Below are 19,006 nucleotides of genomic sequence, written 5' to 3' on the forward strand. Positions count from 1 at the left end.
TTAACTACTACTCTTACGCCATCGATTTCTTCGTCCAACTTTGACAACAGATTCCGCTTTCGCGGCTTTTTCTGCTTGATTAGGCAAAGGGATAATTTGTTGTTCTTCGTCGAAATATCTCCCTTGATAGCCGTTAATGCCTAACTCTATCAAGGTATTCTTTTCTTGTTTTGTCTCGACTCCAACAGCAATAACTTGAGTTGGAGAATCACCACACGCCCCAATTAAGCTTCGAACAAACAGTTGGTTCTCATGCCTTTGATCGATTTTCTTTATTAGGCTTCGATGAAGCTTAATATAATTAACCTTCAAATCCTTTATATAGTGAGTGCTAACAATGGTTCGCCCAGCTTGGCCAACCACAACTTTACACCCTAAACCTCGCAACATCTTTGCCACCGGTCTCATATAATCAAGATGAGCAATCAAGTGCCCTTCTGGAAACTCAAACGCAAGCTGAGAGCGGTGTTGAGCAGAGAGCTGTAACAACTCACTCCTAAACCACTTAAAGTGCTGTTTATTAGCAAACGGGGTAACATTCAGATTCACTGAATAGTTGATAGGTTGAGTTGATTCTTTCAACGATTTCAACACAACCTTTAGAACCGATTGGTCCATTTGAGCTTGATAACCCACTTGCTCTACCGCAGGCATAAATCGAGACGATTTCAATAAACCTTTGTCAGGATCCTGAATTCTAGTAAATATTTCTCTATGCAATTCATTAACTTGACCAGGTTCCGGCATAAGATAACACCGCTGAGCAAAGATTACTAAATTTTCAGGAAGCAGCGCTTTATCAAGTAATGTTCTCCAACGAACACTGCCTCTATCAAGCTCATTCTTATTCTCTTTCGGGTAACGGCTCCAGTTATTAATACGCTCTAACTGAGCACTCTTTAGTGCCGTTTCCGTTTCATCCATGATCTGGCTATGACGCTCACCTTCGGTATACATGGTCACACCAATATGACACCAGTTATCCGACTCTAAAGGCTCTGGCGGAGTTAGCTTATCTAACTGCCTTAAACACTGAGCAGCCAAGGTAGCAATATCTTTTGCGCCCTGATGAGGGATAAATACAGCAAAGTCCGCTTCGTAATAGCGAGAAAAAATGACATCGGGATAGCGTTGAACGATATTCGACAGTACTTCACCGACTTCAATAATAAAGCCGTCTGTGGTTTGCTTATCGTTAGCATCACTAACTTGCTCCCATTCGTCGATACGTATCAGTAACACACCGCCTCGAGCACCACTTTCATGCAGTGCCGATTCCAGCTTATTATCGAATAAAACTCGGTTTGCCGTTCCCGTGAGTTTATCTAGGAAAGTATGGGTACGAATAAAGGTATCAAAGCGACTTCGTTCTTGACGAGCATCTTGTAGCTCTTCAATCAATACATCTAAGGCTTCGCTTGCGGTATAAGGCCACTCTCGCTCATCTCCCTTTGCATGAGCTTCAACCTGACCGGCCAAGATCATTCTTCCTCGCTCTTCCAAGATTTCAGAACCCATGAGTTGTTCTTTCAACCAACGAACACCGCGAGCAAGACAGAACAGAACCAATGCGACAGCCAAAGTAATTGACCACATCGCTTCCATTGAGTAGTTGTAGCCAATATAAGGAGGAAGTGCTTTAAATTCGATTCGGTAGCCTTCATTACGCTCTAAAATGAAGCTTTTCTCATAAAGACGATTGGGATCAATTTGTGGGGAGGTATCTTTGAAACGATAAACGATGCCGGTCTTGTTCGAGAGTTTCATCTCAACAATATTGCTCGCCTGCAACATCTTAGGCATCCAACGCTGCATTGAATACGCGGCGTCAGGGTCTTCCATCTCTTTATCTACAACGTCGACAATGCCAACCAAATAATGGTCTAAATATTCCTGTCCAATACGCTTAAAGGAAAGTGTGCCACCAATAAAAAGAATGAACATCGCGCTGATCACTATCACGGTGACAAATGCGACCAATCGAGTGCTCAATTTTAGTGTCGGGGTATATCTCATGAATAACGAAATCCTTTTCAACTCACATTATACCGTATTGCTACTTATACTATAAATTGACGTTGTAAATAAAGCGTTAAGAATTGTAGGTAACAAAAAGCCGCGATGAACGCGGCTTTTTCCAATTTAATACTGTCTTTATAATATATTAAAAACAGGGACTAAAATGGGATGTCATCATCAAAATCCATTGGCGGCTCATTATATTGAGGTTGAGCCTGCTGAGGAGCTTGTTGAGGTGCTTTTGGCTGCTGTTGAGCGGGAGCACTGTATTGTTGTTGCTGTTGTTGTGGCTGCTGTGGCTGACCCCAACCACCTTGCTGTTGGTTGTTACCCATGCCACCTTGAGCAGGAGCACCACCTTGAGCACGGCCGCCAAGCATTTGCATTACACCATTGAAGCCTTGAACAACCACTTCAGTTGTGTAGCGATCTTGACCGCTTTGATCTTGCCATTTACGAGTTTGAAGTTGACCTTCAATGTAAACTTGAGAACCTTTACGTAGGTACTCACCAGCAACTTCCGCAAGCTTGCCAAACAGAGCAACACGGTGCCATTCTGTTTTTTCACGCTGCTCGCCAGTTGCTTTATCACGCCATGACTCTGACGTTGCAATGGTAATGTTCGCTACTGCGCCGCCATTTGGCATGTAACGAATTTCAGGGTCATTACCTAGGTTACCCACTAATATAACTTTGTTAACTCCACGGCTAGCCATGATTTGCTCCGTCTAAATTCATAGTCTCAGAAAATTTTAGCGCACAAGAATAGCATGCTTTTCTACAGTGATAAATCGCATTCCTATTCTCTCCTCACTACAAAGAATAAAAACGTAACAAATCATGATATTCAGAGCGATGTTGCTTTTTTCTCCACTTACAAACCACTCATTTACTTTGATAATTGATATTCAACGCAAGTCACTATCAAGGCGCTAGAGAAGCTAAAGCCTGCATGACAACGTGGAATCTAATCCCACTCAAACAGGACGTTTCAATGAGAAAATCAAGATACGCTCGCACTTTACACTTTCTGTGCATCGACCCAAACGATACCTATCTACATGTAAAAGAGATAGAAAAGCATTTATCTATTGTTCTCTACAAAATGACACCCGACGAATTAATGCTAGTTGATAGAAAGCGGAGTAACCGGATCTTGCTCGTCGATTACAGAGAGGTACCACAACTACTGATTATTTGTCCTAACCTGACTGTTATGTGGAAAAATCACGAAATCATTTTATTCAATGTCCCCCAGCAACTTCCAACCTCAGAGCTTCTTACCTATGGGGTACTAAAAGGACTCTTTTACAACACTGAACAAAAGGACAAGATTGCTCGTGGTCTTCAAGAAGTCATTGATGGCGATAACTGGCTGCCAAGGAAGGTAACCAATCAACTGTTGTTTTATTATCGCAATATGGTCAATACCAACACCACACCAACCAATGTTGATTTAACCATTCGTGAGATCCAGGTGATTCGCTGTCTTCAATCCGGGTCTTCAAACACACAAATCGCCGATGACTTGTTTATTAGTGAGTTCACGGTTAAATCTCACCTCTATCAAATATTCCGTAAGCTTGCGGTAAAAAATAGAGTTCAAGCGATAGCATGGGCAAACCAGAACCTGCTTGCATAATCGACCCACCTCTTAGTCTGACGATAATTTTGAGGGAAGCTCTAGTAAACCATGGCTATTGTTGCTGAATTTTCGACATAACTTATGCTAGAGTTGCCCTCAGAAATATCAACCACTCAGGTTGAATCAATAATTATTATAGATAAAGGGTCTTATCATGATCAAAAAGTGCCTTTTCCCGGCAGCTGGCTACGGTACACGTTTTTTACCTGCAACCAAGTCAATGCCTAAAGAAATGATGCCTGTAGTAAACAAGCCTCTGATTGAATACGGTGTAGAGGAAGCTATCGAAGCTGGTATGGATGGAATGTGCATCGTTACTGGACGTGGTAAGCACTCGATCATGGATCACTTTGATAAAAACTACGAGCTTGAGCACCAGATTAGCGGCACCAATAAAGAAGACCTATTGGTTAATATCCGTGAAACGATTGAAGCGGCAAACTTCACCTACATTCGTCAACGTGAGATGAAAGGCCTTGGCCATGCTATTTTAACGGGTCGCGAACTTGTAGGCGATGAACCGTTCGCAGTAGTACTTGCTGATGACCTTTGTGTGAACGAGCAACAAGGCGTGCTAGCTCAGATGGTTGCGCTATACAAACAGTTCCGCTGTTCTATTGTTGCTGTACAAGAAGTTCCAGAAGAAGAGACTCACAAGTACGGTGTTATCTCTGGCGAAATGATCAAAGATGACCTTTTCCGAGTTGATGACATGGTAGAGAAGCCAGAGCAAGGTACAGCACCAAGCAACCTAGCGATCATTGGTCGTTATATTCTGACTCCAGATATCTTTGAATTAATCGAGCAGACAGAACCAGGTAAAGGCGGCGAAATCCAGATCACTGATGCATTGCTAAAACAGGCAAAAGCAGGCTGTGTATTGGCTTACAAATTTAAAGGCCAACGTTTTGACTGTGGTAGTGTTGAAGGCTATATCGAAGCAACAAACTACTGCTTCGAAAACCTATACAAGAAAGACCAGCAGCAAATCGAGCTAGGTAAACACTCGACCAAGAAAGAAGCATAACGACTGGTTAATCACTAACGTTACTGATTTTAGAAAGGGCGACTCTTTGAGTCGCCCTTTTTGTTTACTGTTTTTTTATCCAGTAAAACTTTGCACAAATCTCACTCTATGTAATACTTTAGCCACTTAAAATTACATGGTCTATTGAGATGGATAAAATAGAAATTAGAGGCGCTCGTACGCATAACCTCAAAGACGTCAACCTAACCATTCCACGTGACAAACTGACTGTCATCACCGGATTATCGGGTTCAGGAAAGTCGTCACTTGCGTTTGACACACTCTACGCAGAAGGTCAGCGTCGTTATGTTGAATCTCTGTCTGCTTACGCTCGTCAATTTCTATCTCTTATGGAAAAGCCTGATGTCGACCATATTGAAGGTCTGTCTCCAGCTATCTCAATAGAACAAAAATCGACTTCACATAACCCTCGCTCAACCGTCGGTACCATTACCGAAGTCTATGATTACCTCAGATTATTGTATGCGCGAGTAGGCGAACCTCGCTGTCCAGACCACAACATCCCTCTAGCAGCACAAACCATCAGTCAAATGGTCGATAAGGTCTTAGAACTGCCTGAAGGCTCAAAGATGATGTTGATGGCACCGATTGTCAAAGAGCGCAAAGGTGAGCATGTTAAAACACTGGAAAACTTAGCTGCGCAAGGCTTTATCCGAGCCCGAATTGATGGTGAAACCTGTGATCTATCCGATCCACCAGCACTTGAACTTCATAAGAAGCACACCATTGAAGTTGTGGTAGACAGATTCAAGGTTCGTCCTGATCTTCAACAGCGTTTAGCCGAGTCATTCGAGACCACATTAGAGCTCTCTGGCGGTATCGCTGTCGTCGGCTGGATGGACGAAACGGATCAAGAAGAGATCGTATTCTCTGCTAACTTCGCTTGTCCTAAATGTGGTTACAGCATGCAAGAGCTTGAGCCTCGCCTGTTCTCATTTAATAACCCGGCAGGAGCATGTGGTACGTGTGATGGTCTTGGTGTTCAACAGTATTTTGATCCAAGCCGAGTGATTTTAGATGAGAACCTAAGCATTGCTGAAGGTGCGATAAAAGGTTGGGATCAAAAGAACTACTACTATTTCCAAATGCTAACGTCGCTGTCAGAACATTATGGTTTTGATCTGTATGCGCCATTTAATTCTCTACCGAAAAAGACTCAAGAGATCATTCTAAAAGGATCAGGTCGTACTGAAGTGGAATTCAAGTACATCAATGACCGAGGTGATATTCGGGTTAAGCGTCATCCATTTGAGGGCATTTTAAATACCTTGGAGCGCCGTTACCGTGATACTGAATCGAGCGCAGTGCGTGAAGATCTTGCTAAATACATCTCAACCAAATCGTGCTCTAGCTGTGATGGCACTCGCCTGAGATTAGAAGCTCGTAATGTTTTCATTGGTGATACAACACTTCCGGAAATCGTTGAACTTAGCATTGCTGACGCACTACAATTTTTCCAAGAATTGAAGCTAGACGGTCAACGTGGGCAGATCGCAGATAAAGTGATGAAAGAGATCAATGATCGTCTGCATTTCTTAGTCAACGTTGGTTTGAACTACCTTAACCTATCACGCAGTGCTGAAACGCTGTCTGGTGGTGAGGCGCAACGTATTCGTTTGGCGAGCCAAATCGGTGCCGGTTTAGTTGGCGTTATGTATGTACTTGATGAGCCATCAATTGGTCTCCACCAGCGCGATAATGAACGTCTATTGCAAACCTTAATTCACCTGAGAGACTTAGGTAATACGGTACTTGTTGTGGAACATGACGAAGATGCAATTCGTTGTGCTGACCATGTTATCGATATCGGTCCAGGAGCAGGGGTGCACGGTGGTCACGTGGTGGCAGAAGGTACCATGCAAGACATCATCGAAAACCCGAACTCTTTGACAGGCCAATACCTGAGCGGTGCTAAAGAAATTGCAGTGCCTGAAAAGAGAACGCCTATCGACAAGAAAAAGGTCGTCGAGATCGTTGGCGCAACGGGGAACAACCTAAAGAATGTGACCGCGACAATTCCTGTTGGCTTGTTCAGTTGTATTACGGGCGTATCAGGTTCGGGTAAATCAACGCTTATCAACGATACCTTCTTTAAAGTCGCCCACACTCAATTAAACGGTGCCACGACTGCAGTTCCAGCAAAGCACAAAAAGATTAAAGGGTTAGAACATTTTGATAAGGTAATCGACATAGATCAAAGCCCTATCGGTCGTACACCAAGATCAAACCCTGCGACCTACACAGGGATTTTCACCCCTATTCGTGAACTATTCGCGGGCACTCAGGAATCACGTTCTCGTGGTTACAAGCCAGGTCGATTCAGCTTTAACGTTCGTGGTGGTCGTTGTGAGGCTTGTCAGGGAGACGGCGTAATCAAGGTAGAGATGCACTTCTTACCCGATGTGTATGTGCCTTGTGATGTGTGTAAAGGTAAGCGCTATAACCGTGAGACTCTAGAGGTCCGCTACAAAGGTAAAACCATTGACGAAGTTCTAGAGATGACTGTGGAAGATGCTCGTGAATACTTCAACCCGGTACCTGTTATCGCTCGTAAACTGCAAACTTTAATGGACGTTGGCCTCTCTTACATTCGCTTAGGGCAAGCAGCTACAACCTTATCTGGTGGTGAAGCTCAGCGTGTTAAATTAGCGCGTGAACTGTCTAAACGAGACACGGGAAAAACCTTATACATTCTCGATGAGCCAACAACAGGCCTTCATTTCCACGATATCCAGCAGCTACTGACGGTATTACATAGACTGCGTGATCACGGTAATACAGTTGTCGTGATTGAGCACAACCTAGATGTCGTTAAAACAGCAGACTGGATCCTAGATCTTGGCCCAGAAGGTGGGCAAGGTGGTGGTGAGATTGTTGCAGAGGGTACACCTGAAGATGTGGCGTTAGTCGAAGGTTCACACACTGCTCGCTTCCTTAAGCCTATGTTAAATTTGAAGTAGGTGTAAAATAGCGCCCTGCGGGCAGACAGAAAAATGTTAAAGTAACAGAGCTTGTTTCAGAAGGAACAAGCTCTGTTTTTATAAGGTTAGGGATTTATGGCAACAATACACACTAGCGGTACTCAGCTAGAAAATCAGGTCACTCAGCTACCACTCAACAAAGCATTTCTGGCTTCTTTAGCTGTTGTATTCTTGTTAGCTATGCATTTTTTTATGCCGAATCCTGGTGGTTCGGGCCTTGCTCTATCCTTTAACCCTACCACTTGGCTAGCGCTAAGCTTCACGCTAGCGATTGGCTTTTACCAACTCGCGACCAATCGAGTACTCAAGTATTCCAAATTAACAATTGGCTTGTTGATTAGCTGCATCATACTCACGCTACCCATTTTATACAGCAATGCTGCACCTCAAGGAGCGTCAGGACGCTTGCTTGGATTGTGGGCGGGCTTTGCCTTATTTGTGGTGCTGCAGCAATTTAAGTTCAGCAATAAACACAAGCAACGTATGTTGTGGTTCATTGTACTTGCTGTTGTTATACAAGCACTATTTGGCTATGTGCAATATTTCTTATTAGAACCTGGCAACCTATTTGGCTACAACACTGCTGCAAACCGACCATATGGGATATTTCAACAACCGAATGTAATGGCAAGCTTTCTTGCTACTGGTTTTGTGCTGTCCGCTTACCTTTTAGCAAGGCAGCCGGCTAAATATAACCATAAGATCAGCGAATCATTCCTACTGTATTTAACTCCAACCTTAACCGTGCCCTTGCTGATCATCATTGCATCACGTACCGGATGGTTGGCCGCTGTCATTGGGTTTATCTGCATTCTGCCCTATCTATACAAGTTCTCGACCAAGAAACGCTTCTACGGATGGTGCGCATCAGTGCTCGTCGGTGTCGTCGTCGCTTTTTCGGTGATCAGCCTAAGTGCGACTGATAGCCTCGCTAGCAAGAAAGCGAACCTAGAAAGCCCGCGCGCTTATACGTTCCCGCAAGCTTTAGATATGATGATCGAAAAGCCATTTACAGGTTATGGTTACGGGAAATTTGAGTCTGAATACACGCTATATACAGCTCGCCAACATCAACTCAACTCGAACTATCATCCAGGTCTTCCTTCAATGGATCACCCGCACAATGAGTTCCTGTTTTGGGGAGTTGAAGGGGGGATTGTACCAATCATCGGAATCTTGATTGCTGCAATATTGGTGATGTCACGCATAACAAGTTCAGCAAAGGGAACACGTCTAGCCCTGCTCGCGTTATTTATCCCAATCCTTTTGCACTCTCAACTTGAGTATCCTTTTTACCACTCGGCGATTCACTGGATAACATTCATTATATTGATTTACTGGGTAGATCAGCGCTCTTCCCGACATTATCAACAGTCGTTCAGTATCATCAGCAAGACCCTATTTAGAGTGTTGAGCTTAGTGCTCCCTATTTTGGTCAGTTTTTATATGTTGAGCGCCCTGCACACCAACTATGTACTGACTAAGTTTGAACTGTCTAAGCCGAAAAATCCGGACATTCTTAAGCAGGTAACGAACCCAGTGGTGTGGAAAGATCGCTACGATTGGGATATATACAGCACTTACCTTAATATCGGCCTCTACAAAGCCGACCCGAGCCTTATACAGCCTTACATCGATTGGTCACTGGAGGTCATTAAGAGCAAACCAAGACCGGCTTTCTACAGCAATCTGATTCTGGCGTATCAAGGCCTAGGAGAAGAAAGTAAAGCAGAGCAAATTCGTAGCGAAGCGAACTTTTTATTCCCTAACAGAGACTTTTCAAAGGTTCAGTATAAGAAAGTGTCACAAGCAGAAGATAACGTTTCGTCTGCAGAATAATGTTAAGAATTCGCAACGCAAGCTTCACTTAGTAGGCAGTAGGAGCTTGGGGTAGATACAAAAAAGCGCACGATCTCTCGTGCGCTTTTCTTTTTAATTTCAGTTCATGCAGCTACTTCAAAACATCTTTTAGCGCTTTTAGGCACAACGCGACATTCTCTTTACGAGCACCGTAACCCATTAGGCCGATACGCCATGCCTTACCAGCCAAAGAGCCAAGCCCAGCACCGATTTCAAGATTATATTCTTCTAAAAGCTGCGTTCTGATCTTAGCCTCATCAATTCCTTCTGGGAAATAAAGTGCATTAAGCTGCGGCAGGCGGCTCTCTTCATCAACCACAAACTTTAACCCTAGAGCTTCTACGCCTTCTTTAAGCTCTTGGTGCATCGCATGATGACGAGACCACGCATTATCTAAGCCTTCATTTTTCAACAAAACCAGCGACTCATGCAGAGCATAAAGGCTGTTCACGGGTGCGGTATGGTGGTAGCTACGCTTACCTTCTCCACTCCAGTAACCTAATACTAAACTTTGATCCAAAAACCAGCTTTGCACTGGTGCTTTACGGGCTTTCATTTTATCAACCGCACGCTGAGAGAAAGTCACTGGAGATAGCCCTGGCACACAAGACAGACACTTTTGGCTGCCAGAATAAACCGCATCAAGCTGCCACTCATCAACCAGCAATGGCACACCACCTAATGATGTCACTGCATCAACAATCGTTAACGCATCAAACTGACGAGCGACAGCAGAGATAGCTTGAGCATCAGATAACGCTCCGGTTGATGTCTCTGCATGCACAAATGCAACAGCAACGGCATCGGGGTTTTCTGCCAATGCTTGTTCTACCTTTTCAACTGAAACGGGCTTGCCCCATTCGTCATCAACAAGGATCGCTTCGCCACCACAACGCACCACGTTTTCTCGCATACGCTCACCGAAGACACCGTTACGACAAACAATCACCTTTTCACCAGGCTCAATCAAGTTAACAAAACAGGTCTCCATACCCGCACTGCCCGGTGCAGAAACGGCAATCGTAAATTCGTTTTCAGTCTGAAAAGCGTATTTAAGAAGCTGTTTAAGCTCGTCCATCATCGCAATAAACAGCGGATCTAAGTGACCTATGGTTGGACGGCTCAAAGCCTGTAACACTTGAGGTGAGATATCTGAAGGACCAGGTCCCATTAACGTTCGGTGTGGTGGATAAAAGCTATCGATAGCAGTAGTGAGTGGTAAATTAGACATGTACATCCCTTACGTTAATGTTGTGAACAATCCACCCTAAAGCAAATTGATTACCTCAGCAATTAGCCATAAGTATTGAGGTCAAACCACTGTCACATAATTGTTAAAATTATTTTTCAATTATCTCAAGTTACGGATTGACATTGTTACCACAAAAACGTTCAATGAAACGGCTATCTAGCAGAAGAGGAGCACTGCCCAGGCAGATGTTTTGTGGAACCGCATTTCCAATACAAAACATTTATGGGGAGCAGTGCCGAGATAATAAAAGGATGCAGGACCTTTATTATCGGTTGAGCGGGCTGAATCCCGTCAACTGTCGCCATTTCTATATGGTGAAGAGCTTCTGAGGTTACTATTCTAATAATTCCTCTCTTTTTGCTCTAAAACTCTCTTCGAAAAACATCGGACGTTGGATTACCCAACCGTAATTTTATTTTAGGAAGTCGTGGGAGATATATCGTGAGTGCATCTAATGTAGCTGGTTCTTTTAATGTCGCTAAGTTTGGTGGAACAAGTGTTGCCAACTTTGAAGCAATGAGCCGTTGTGCTGCCATTATTGAAAACAACTCAAACACGAAACTGGTCGTGAGTAGTGCATGCTCTGGTGTCACTAACTTGCTGGTTGAACTAGCACATGGTGTTCAAGACAAAGCTCGTCGTCAGGAACTAATGGCGCAATTAGCGGACATTCACAACGCAATTCTTGACCAACTCGCAGATCCAATCAGCATCGAAAAAGAAGTCCACAGCATTCTTGATGACATTGCGAGCGCTGCAGAGGCCGCATCATTCCAAACAAGTACTAAACTGACGGATCACCTTGTCGCATGTGGCGAGTTGATGTCGACACACATCTTGGCTCAGATCATCTCTGAACGAGGCACTCCTGCTGTTCGCTTTGATATCAGAGATGTGATGCGTACTAATGATGATTTTGGTAAAGCCGAACCTCAACTAGAAGATATTGCCGCTCTAGCGCAAGAGAAACTGATTCCACTTTGCCAACAACAAGTTGTCGTTACCCAAGGTTTTATCGGCGCTGATAGCGAAGGTAACACCACGACTTTAGGCCGCGGTGGCAGTGATTACTCAGCAGCACTGATTGCCGAATCTGTACAGGCGATTGGTCTAGAAATCTGGACGGATGTTCCGGGTATCTACACCACTGACCCTCGTATTGCACCTAAAGCTTCTCCTATCCCAGAGATCAGCTTTAGTGAAGCATCGGAAATGGCAAACTTTGGTGCGAAGATCTTGCACCCATCGACTCTAGTACCTGCACTACGCCACCAAATACCGGTATTTGTCGGCTCTTCTAAAGCGCCAGAGTTAGGTGGTACTTGGATTCGTCAAGAAGTTGAGAGCTCTCCTCTATTTAGAGCGCTTGCCCTACGCTGCAACCAAACCATGGTTACGCTACGTAGCGCTAATATGTTCCATGCCTATGGCTTTTTGGCAAAGGTATTCGAGATCCTTGCTAAACATAAGATCTCGGTCGATCTTATCACCACTTCAGAGATCAGTGTTTCACTAACACTCGATCAAACGGATACCTCTGGTGGTGCCCCTGAGTTACCTGAAGCCGCTCGCATTGAGCTTGAGGAGCTGTGTTCTGTAGATATTGAACACGACCTATGCCTTGTTGCTCTTATTGGTAACAACATGAGTGAAAGCAAAGGCTATGCAAAGCAGGTCTTCGGCACTCTTGAAGACTTCAACCTACGCATGATTTGTTACGGTGCAAGCCCACACAACCTGTGCTTCTTACTAAATGAATCTGTTTCTAAGTTGGCGATTCAAAAACTGCACCAAGAATTATTTGAATAGAAAGTCCGTTTATCATCGACAGATAAATCACAAATACAAAAAGGGTTGCTATTTAGCAACCCTTTCTCTTTTTACTTTACGAATCAAAGCTCATCATAGATTCAAACTAGTTAATGTTTGGACCTAACCACTTCTCAGCTTCCAACATATCCCAGCCCTTACGATCAGCATAGCTTTCTACTTGATCCTGTTGAATCTGTGCAATCGCAAAATATCGCGAATCAGGATGAGAGAAGTACATACCCGACACTGAGGCACCTGGCCACATCGCGTAGCTTGTCGTTAATGACATATCGATTGCCTTTTCAACGTCCATCAGCTCCCACAACGTACCTTTCTCTGTATGCTCTGGGCAAGCAGGGTAACCTGGAGCTGGACGAATACCTTGGTATTTCTCTCGAATCAAATCGTCGTTAGACAAATTCTCATCTGGCGAGTAACCCCAAATATCCTTTCTCACTTCTTTATGCAGATATTCCGCGAACGCCTCAGCCAATCGGTCAGCAACCGCCTGAATCATAATCGCGTTGTAGTCATCGCCTTTCGCTTTGTATTCATCAGCCAGCTCTCGCTCACCAATACCACCCGTAACCGCAAAGCCACCAATCCAATCCGCTTTACCGCTTTCTTTTGGCGCAATGTAATCAGACAAACAGTAGTTAAAGCCTTTTGGTTTCTCTGTTTGTTGACGAAGATTGTGTAGAACTTTTAGAACTTCGGTACGAGATTCATCGGTATACACCTCAATATCATCACCAACACTGTTCGCTGGGAACATGGCACACATACCACGCGCTTCAAGCAGCTTCTCTTTCTCTACGCGATCCAGTAAATCATTAGCATCTTTGAATAAACGTTTTGCCTCTTCACCCACTTCTTCATGATCAAGGATTGCAGGGTATTTACCAACCAATGACCATGTCATAAAGAATGGAGTCCAATCGATGTACTGACGCAAAGTTGCCACATCAAAATCATTGAAGATGTGAACTCCCGGCTTAGCGGGTGCCGGTGGCGTATACGCATCCCAATCGATAGCAACTTTATTGGCACGAGCTCTTTCAAGCGTGACAGGCTTGGTACGAGGCTTCTTACGATTGTGCTGATCTCGAACGCGATCGTAATCGATATCCAGCTTCTCAACGAAAGCGGGTTTCAATTCATCAGAAAGTAGTGAGGTACAAACACCCACTGCACGCGAGGCATTATTTACGTATACAACAGGTTCTGAATAATTCTGCTCAATCTTAACTGCTGTGTGAGCTTTAGATGTGGTTGCACCGCCAATCAGAAGAGGCAGCTTGAAACCCTGTCTCTCCATTTCTTTAGCAACATGTACCATTTCATCAAGAGACGGTGTAATCAGCCCAGACAGGCCAATAATGTCGACATTCTCTTCTTTCGCTACCTTGAGAATCTTCTCGCAAGAAACCATCACACCTAAGTCGATAATTTCGTAGTTATTACACTGTAAAACCACACCAACGATATTTTTACCGATATCGTGAACGTCACCTTTAACGGTCGCTAACAAAATCTTACCGTTAGTTGCGCCCACTTCTTTGGATGCATTAATGAATGGTTCTAAATGGGCAACCGCCTGTTTCATCACACGCGCAGACTTTACAACCTGTGGTAAGAACATCTTACCTTCACCAAACAGGTCACCAACAACGTTCATTCCGTCCATTAGAGGACCTTCAATCACTTCAATAGGACGAGAGGCATTAACACGAGCTTCTTCGGTATCTTCAACAATAAAGTCGGTGATACCTTTTACCAAAGAGTGCTCCAAACGCTTCTCTACAGGCCAAGTTCGCCACTCTAATGCAGATTTATCTTCAACCTTACCAACAGCACGCTCTAGGTATTCGGTCGCCATATCCAGCAATCTTTCAGTCGAATCATCACGACGGTTTAGTACGACATCTTCAACAGCATCACGCAGATCTTCTGGAACATTATCGTAAATTTCCAACTGACCAGCGTTTACAATGCCCATATCCATACCGTTTTTAAAACAGTGATATAGGAATACCGCGTGAATAGCCTCACGGACGTAGTTATTACCACGGAATGAGAATGAAACATTCGACACACCGCCAGAGATCATCGCATGCGGGAGATCGCGTTTGATGTCTCCTACTGCTTCAATGAAATCAACCGCATAGTTATTATGCTCATCGATACCAGTAGCCACTGCGAAAATATTCGGGTCAAAAATAATATCTTCTGGTGGGAAACCGACTTCATCAACAAGAATGTTGTAGGCATTGGTACAGATTTCGACTTTACGCTCTCGAGTATCAGCCTGCCCGACTTCATCAAACGCCATCACGATGACAGCAGCACCATAACGACGAACTAATTTGGCTTGCTCAACAAACTTTTCTTTGCCTTCTTTTAGAGAGATTGAGTTAACGATGCCTTTGCCTTGAATACACTTTAGGCCAGCTTCGATAACTTCCCACTTAGAAGAATCGACCATAACAGGTACTTTCGAGATTTCAGGTTCTGAAGCACATAGATTCAGGAATTTAACCATACACGCCTCGGCGTCTAGCATCCCTTCATCCATGTTGATATCGATAATTTGAGCACCATTCTCGACTTGCTCTCGAGCTACACTCAAGGCTTCGTCGTAGAGCTCTTCTTTGATAAGGCGCTTAAAGCGTGCAGAGCCGGTAACATTGGTCCGCTCACCTACATTCACGAACAAAGATTCTTTAGCTATCGTCAGTGGCTCTAGTCCCGAAAGACGACAAGAAACTGGTAAGTCTGGCAATTGACGCGGCGTTACACCTTCAACGGCCTCAGCCATTTGACGGATATGCTCTGGAGTAGTACCACAACACCCACCAATTAGGTTCAAGAAGCCACTTTCAGCCCACTCTTTAACATGTTCAGCCATATCCTCAGGAGAAAGGTCATACTCGCCAAATGCATTAGGCAAACCCGCATTAGGGTGAGCAGAAACATTGCACTCTGAGATACGAGACATCTCACCGACATACTCACGCAGTTCATCAGGGCCCAATGCACAGTTCAATCCAAATGAGATTGGTTTTACATGACGAAGGGCGTTGTAGAATGCTTCTGTCGTCTGTCCTGAAAGGGTACGACCTGATGCGTCAGTGATGGTACCGGAAATCATCACTGGCAGACTGATACCTACTTCTTCGAAAACAGATTCAACGGCAAAGGCACACGCTTTCGCGTTTAACGTATCAAAGATAGTTTCAATAAGAATTAAATCTGAACCGCCCTTAATGAGCGCGCGAGTCGATTCAGAATAGGCTTCAACCAGTTCGTCAAAGCTAACATTACGGTAACCTGGATCGTTTACATCAGGCGAGATAGAACAAGTTCGGTTGGTTGGACCTAATACACCCGCGACGAAGCGAGGTTTATCTGGGGTCTTTGCAGTCCATTCATCAGCTGCTTCACGAGCAAGCTTGGCAGCAGCAAAGTTAATCTCTTCACTAAGGCTTTCCATATCATAGTCGGCCATAGCGATGGTTGTAGCGTTAAAGGTATTGGTTTCGAGGATGTCAGCCCCAGCTTCCAAATACTCCATATGGATATCTTTGATAAGCTTAGGCTGTGTAAGAACTAAAAGGTCATTGTTGCCCTTCAAGTCACTGTGCCAATCAGCAAAGCGTTCACCACGATAGTCTTGCTCTTCCAATTTATAATCCTGAATCATGGTGCCCATGCCACCATCAATCAGTAAAATTCGTTGCTTCAACAGAGCGTCAATCTTTTGCCTTACATTACTTCCCACGGTACAACCTCATTCCTTTAATTATCCCTCCATCCTATCACACATTAAAAAGGAGTCTAGACGTCTAAAAAAGGAAATTGATTACTGAGTCATGACAAAAAAATGTTTGCTATTTGAGCATGAGACAACGAAAATTCATATTCATACTTTGTTACATGTTGGAATCCCAATGTCGGTCTATTACACCTTATGCTTCTTGTCCGCTGCAGCCATGCTTATTGCTTTCGTGAATACAAAAATTGGTAAAATGCAGACAACCATCGCCATCACAGCTGGCTCAATGATGTTATCTCTATTGATTATCATTGCGGGACAAAATAATTGGTTCCAATTGGCAGACATTGCCTCAGAGACCGTTGCCAGTATCAATTTTGAAGATTTCCTTCTAAAAGGGATATTAGGATTCTTACTATTTGCAGGCGGTTTGGGAATCAAATTACCAAACCTAAAAGACCAGAAATGGGAAATAACAGTACTCGCGTTAGGTGCTACGCTGTTTTCAACATTCTTTATCGGTTTTGTGCTGTACGGGTTTTGCCAGTTCATCGGTATTCAATTTGATCTGATTTACTGCCTACTCTTTGGCTCGCTAATCTCTCCAACCGATCCCATCGCCGTGCTAGCAATAGTAAAGAAACTCGACGCTCCCAGAAGAATCTCTACTCAAATCGAGGGAGAATCTCTATTCAACGATGGTTTTGGCTTAGTTATCTTCGTAACCCTATTTACTATCGCATTCGGCACAGAAGCGCCAACCGTCGGTAGTGTGACCATGCTATTCGTTCAAGAGGCGATTGGCGGCATTGTCTATGGTTTTGTTTTAGGTCTTGTATTCCACTACCTAATCAGCAATACCGATGACCACTCGATGGAGTTGCTATTAACCATCGGCATCCCAACTGCTGGTTATGCGTTTGCTGAAGTTCTACATGTATCAGGCCCATTAGCGATGGTGGTATCAGGTATCATGATTGGTAACTGGACTCGCTTTATCGGATTCTCGAAAGAGAGTGAAGATCACCTAGATCATTTCTGGGAGTTGATAGATGAATTCTTAAACGGCGTATTATTCCTACTAATTGGTATGTCGATGCTGTTATTCAAATTCCACCAAGAAGACTGGATCTTAATGGCGTTCGCAGTCCCTCTAGTATTGAGTGCACGTTACTTGAGTGTTTTCTTGTCTTACATCGGATTTAAACGCTTTAGAACTTACAACCCGTGGTCGATTAAGATTCTAACTTGGGGTGGCTTACGCGGTGGCTTAGCATTAGCCATGGCACTTTCGATCCCTTCAGGTATCTGGGTAATTGAAGACAAAGCAATAGATGTAAAAGAGATAATCCTTGTCATGACATACGCCGTTGTTGTGTTCTCTATTCTAGTTCAAGGCTCAACAATCACTCCTATGATAGAGAAAGCAAAACAAGCAGAGAAAGAGCTAGATTAACACCTAGATAGATCAACCAAGGCCGACTACTTTAGGTGGCCTTTTTATACCCAATGGAAGTCAAACTCACCAATTCCCATACTGAAGCTATCGCTGAAAGGTATGCGTGGAACATAGAGATTATATCGATATTTGATACCGCGAGTATTTGAGTAGTCGAAAGCCTTGTTGTGGGTATCCAGAACTATTTAAGTAGGTTAAGTCATACAGAGAACTCGTTCTTGTGCGCACTCGCTAGTCTACCCAATAACCCACTCTCAAGTTATATAAGCTTCAATCGAAAGACTTCACCTTTCACCTGGAAACAAAAATAACGGGACTCAACGTCTCGCTAGAATAGCGTTAGTTATTAACAGGACTGTGGAGCTAGATGAGTGGTGAACGGTTTGAACTAAGTCATTAAATACCGCAAGGCTGCACTAAATCAGTGTTCGATAGAGATAGCTAAAGGAACACATGGTACTTCAAGTGATACTTGTAAAAATGACAGGAATAAAAAGCGCTAGCATTTCTGCCGAGACGTGCAGACTAGAGTCTTAAATATGGCAAGGCTGGAATGAGTAGGCACTCCGGAGATTCGAGCACGCAGGTGAGCTAGGAGCGCCTAGTTATCCCAACATTACTTCGTAGAAGCAGCAGATACAAAAAAGCCCCAGTATTTCTGCTGAGGCTTAGTATATGGAAAGGTTGGAGGTTTAGACTCCCAACACGCGCTGTTTTGGTAAGTAGGAGAATCCGCGGCTTTGCTAATGGCGTATATTATACCAATCCGGAAAATTAACTGATCAGGTCAATCCAATCTCTTGTACACATTTTTGTGACGCGATCTTTGCACTCAAGAAATCCATTCCAAGCGCTACAGACCTTCGAAACAATATCGTTATAATCAATGAAGTTTTGGTTTGCTAGATAGTGTTGCCTTAACCAACTCCACACTTGCTCTATAGGGTTAAGCTCTGGTGAGTATGGCGGCAATTTGATAATACTGACATTATCAAATGGGTTAGCAATATCATCGGTATGCCATCCTGCGCCATCCATTATTACCACTGAATGACGGTCTTTTTCTGTGACTTTAGATATCTGCTCTAGATGGTTTATCATGATGTCTTTGTTAACCCAAGGGACGACCATTGCCTCACCAATCCCTCTCGATGG

11 protein-coding genes and 1 riboswitch are annotated in these 19,006 nt (G+C 43.9%); of the genes, 6 read left to right on the forward strand and 5 right to left on the reverse strand.

Annotated elements, in window-relative coordinates; genetic code table 11:
* Together csrD and AB6D06_RS09880 are read right to left on the reverse strand one after the other, a co-directional pair.
* A complete protein-coding gene (gene csrD / locus AB6D06_RS09875; RefSeq protein WP_372101021.1) occupies positions 1–2,016 on the reverse strand; it encodes an RNase E specificity factor CsrD in 2,016 nt (671 codons plus the stop codon).
* A gap of 161 nt (positions 2,017–2,177) precedes the next feature.
* Positions 2,178–2,735: a single-stranded DNA-binding protein gene (locus tag AB6D06_RS09880; protein ID WP_017061342.1), complete on the reverse strand. Its 558-nt coding sequence runs from the start codon at positions 2,733–2,735 to the stop codon at positions 2,178–2,180.
* 278 nt (positions 2,736–3,013) lie between these two features.
* On the opposite strand from AB6D06_RS09880, the gene AB6D06_RS09885 reads away from it, so the two are divergent.
* The 4 genes from AB6D06_RS09885 (at position 3,014) to AB6D06_RS09900 (ending at position 9,532) form a co-directional block, all read left to right on the forward strand.
* Positions 3,014–3,661, forward strand: a complete 648-nt coding sequence (locus AB6D06_RS09885) for a LuxR C-terminal-related transcriptional regulator (RefSeq protein ID WP_029235092.1) — start codon at positions 3,014–3,016, stop codon at positions 3,659–3,661.
* 157 nt (positions 3,662–3,818) lie between these two features.
* Positions 3,819–4,691, forward strand: a complete 873-nt coding sequence (gene galU / locus AB6D06_RS09890) for a UTP--glucose-1-phosphate uridylyltransferase GalU (protein WP_017061340.1) — start codon at positions 3,819–3,821, stop codon at positions 4,689–4,691.
* Positions 4,692–4,840: 149 nt separating this feature from the next.
* Positions 4,841–7,672 (forward strand): excinuclease ABC subunit UvrA, encoded by a 2,832-nt coding sequence (uvrA, locus tag AB6D06_RS09895; RefSeq protein WP_017061339.1) that lies wholly within the window; start codon positions 4,841–4,843, stop codon positions 7,670–7,672.
* Between the two features lie 96 nt (positions 7,673–7,768).
* On the forward strand, positions 7,769–9,532 hold the full coding sequence (locus tag AB6D06_RS09900) for a PglL family O-oligosaccharyltransferase (RefSeq protein WP_372101017.1): 1,764 nt from the start codon (positions 7,769–7,771) through the stop codon (positions 9,530–9,532).
* Between the two features lie 112 nt (positions 9,533–9,644).
* Here the strand turns inward: AB6D06_RS09900 and AB6D06_RS09905 are convergent, their stop codons facing one another.
* A complete protein-coding gene (locus AB6D06_RS09905) occupies positions 9,645–10,784 on the reverse strand; it encodes an alanine--glyoxylate aminotransferase family protein (protein WP_017061337.1) in 1,140 nt (379 codons plus the stop codon).
* 176 nt (positions 10,785–10,960) lie between these two features.
* A riboswitch (Lysine riboswitch) is annotated at positions 10,961–11,138 on the forward strand.
* Between the two features lie 108 nt (positions 11,139–11,246).
* On the opposite strand from AB6D06_RS09905, the gene lysC reads away from it, so the two are divergent.
* Positions 11,247–12,614, forward strand: coding sequence for a lysine-sensitive aspartokinase 3 (gene lysC, locus AB6D06_RS09910; RefSeq protein ID WP_136982198.1), 1,368 nt, complete (start codon positions 11,247–11,249; stop codon positions 12,612–12,614).
* 106 nt (positions 12,615–12,720) lie between these two features.
* Here lysC and metH read toward each other — a convergent pair whose 3' ends face one another.
* On the reverse strand, positions 12,721–16,398 hold the full coding sequence (metH, locus tag AB6D06_RS09915; protein WP_372110154.1) for a methionine synthase: 3,678 nt from the start codon (positions 16,396–16,398) through the stop codon (positions 12,721–12,723).
* A gap of 169 nt (positions 16,399–16,567) precedes the next feature.
* Here metH and AB6D06_RS09920 point away from each other — a divergent pair, with 169 nt between their 5' ends.
* Positions 16,568–17,848: a sodium:proton antiporter gene (locus AB6D06_RS09920; protein WP_017061334.1), complete on the forward strand. Its 1,281-nt coding sequence runs from the start codon at positions 16,568–16,570 to the stop codon at positions 17,846–17,848.
* A 777-nt stretch (positions 17,849–18,625) separates the two neighbouring features.
* Here the strand turns inward: AB6D06_RS09920 and AB6D06_RS09925 are convergent.
* A partial coding sequence (locus AB6D06_RS09925; RefSeq protein WP_372110155.1) for a transposase occupies positions 18,626–19,006 on the reverse strand: 381 nt, incomplete at its 5' end.

The organism is Vibrio sp. 10N.239.311.G01 (assembly GCF_041465805.1).
GTDB lineage: Bacteria > Pseudomonadota > Gammaproteobacteria > Enterobacterales > Vibrionaceae > Vibrio > Vibrio crassostreae_C.

What these genes read in the sequence shown, in the direction of transcription:
- csrD (WP_372101021.1), bottom strand. Translation starts at nt 2,016, where the DNA reads ATGAGATATACCCCGACACTAAAATTGAGCACTCGATTGGTCGCATTT.
- AB6D06_RS09880 (WP_017061342.1), bottom strand. Translation starts at nt 2,735, where the DNA reads ATGGCTAGCCGTGGAGTTAACAAAGTTATATTAGTGGGTAACCTAGGT.
- AB6D06_RS09885 (WP_029235092.1), top strand. Translation starts at nt 3,014, where the DNA reads ATGAGAAAATCAAGATACGCTCGCACTTTACACTTTCTGTGCATCGAC.
- galU (WP_017061340.1), top strand. Translation starts at nt 3,819, where the DNA reads ATGATCAAAAAGTGCCTTTTCCCGGCAGCTGGCTACGGTACACGTTTT.
- uvrA (WP_017061339.1), top strand. Translation starts at nt 4,841, where the DNA reads ATGGATAAAATAGAAATTAGAGGCGCTCGTACGCATAACCTCAAAGAC.
- AB6D06_RS09900 (WP_372101017.1), top strand. Translation starts at nt 7,769, where the DNA reads ATGGCAACAATACACACTAGCGGTACTCAGCTAGAAAATCAGGTCACT.
- AB6D06_RS09905 (WP_017061337.1), bottom strand. Translation starts at nt 10,784, where the DNA reads ATGTCTAATTTACCACTCACTACTGCTATCGATAGCTTTTATCCACCA.
- AB6D06_RS09920 (WP_017061334.1), top strand. Translation starts at nt 16,568, where the DNA reads ATGTCGGTCTATTACACCTTATGCTTCTTGTCCGCTGCAGCCATGCTT.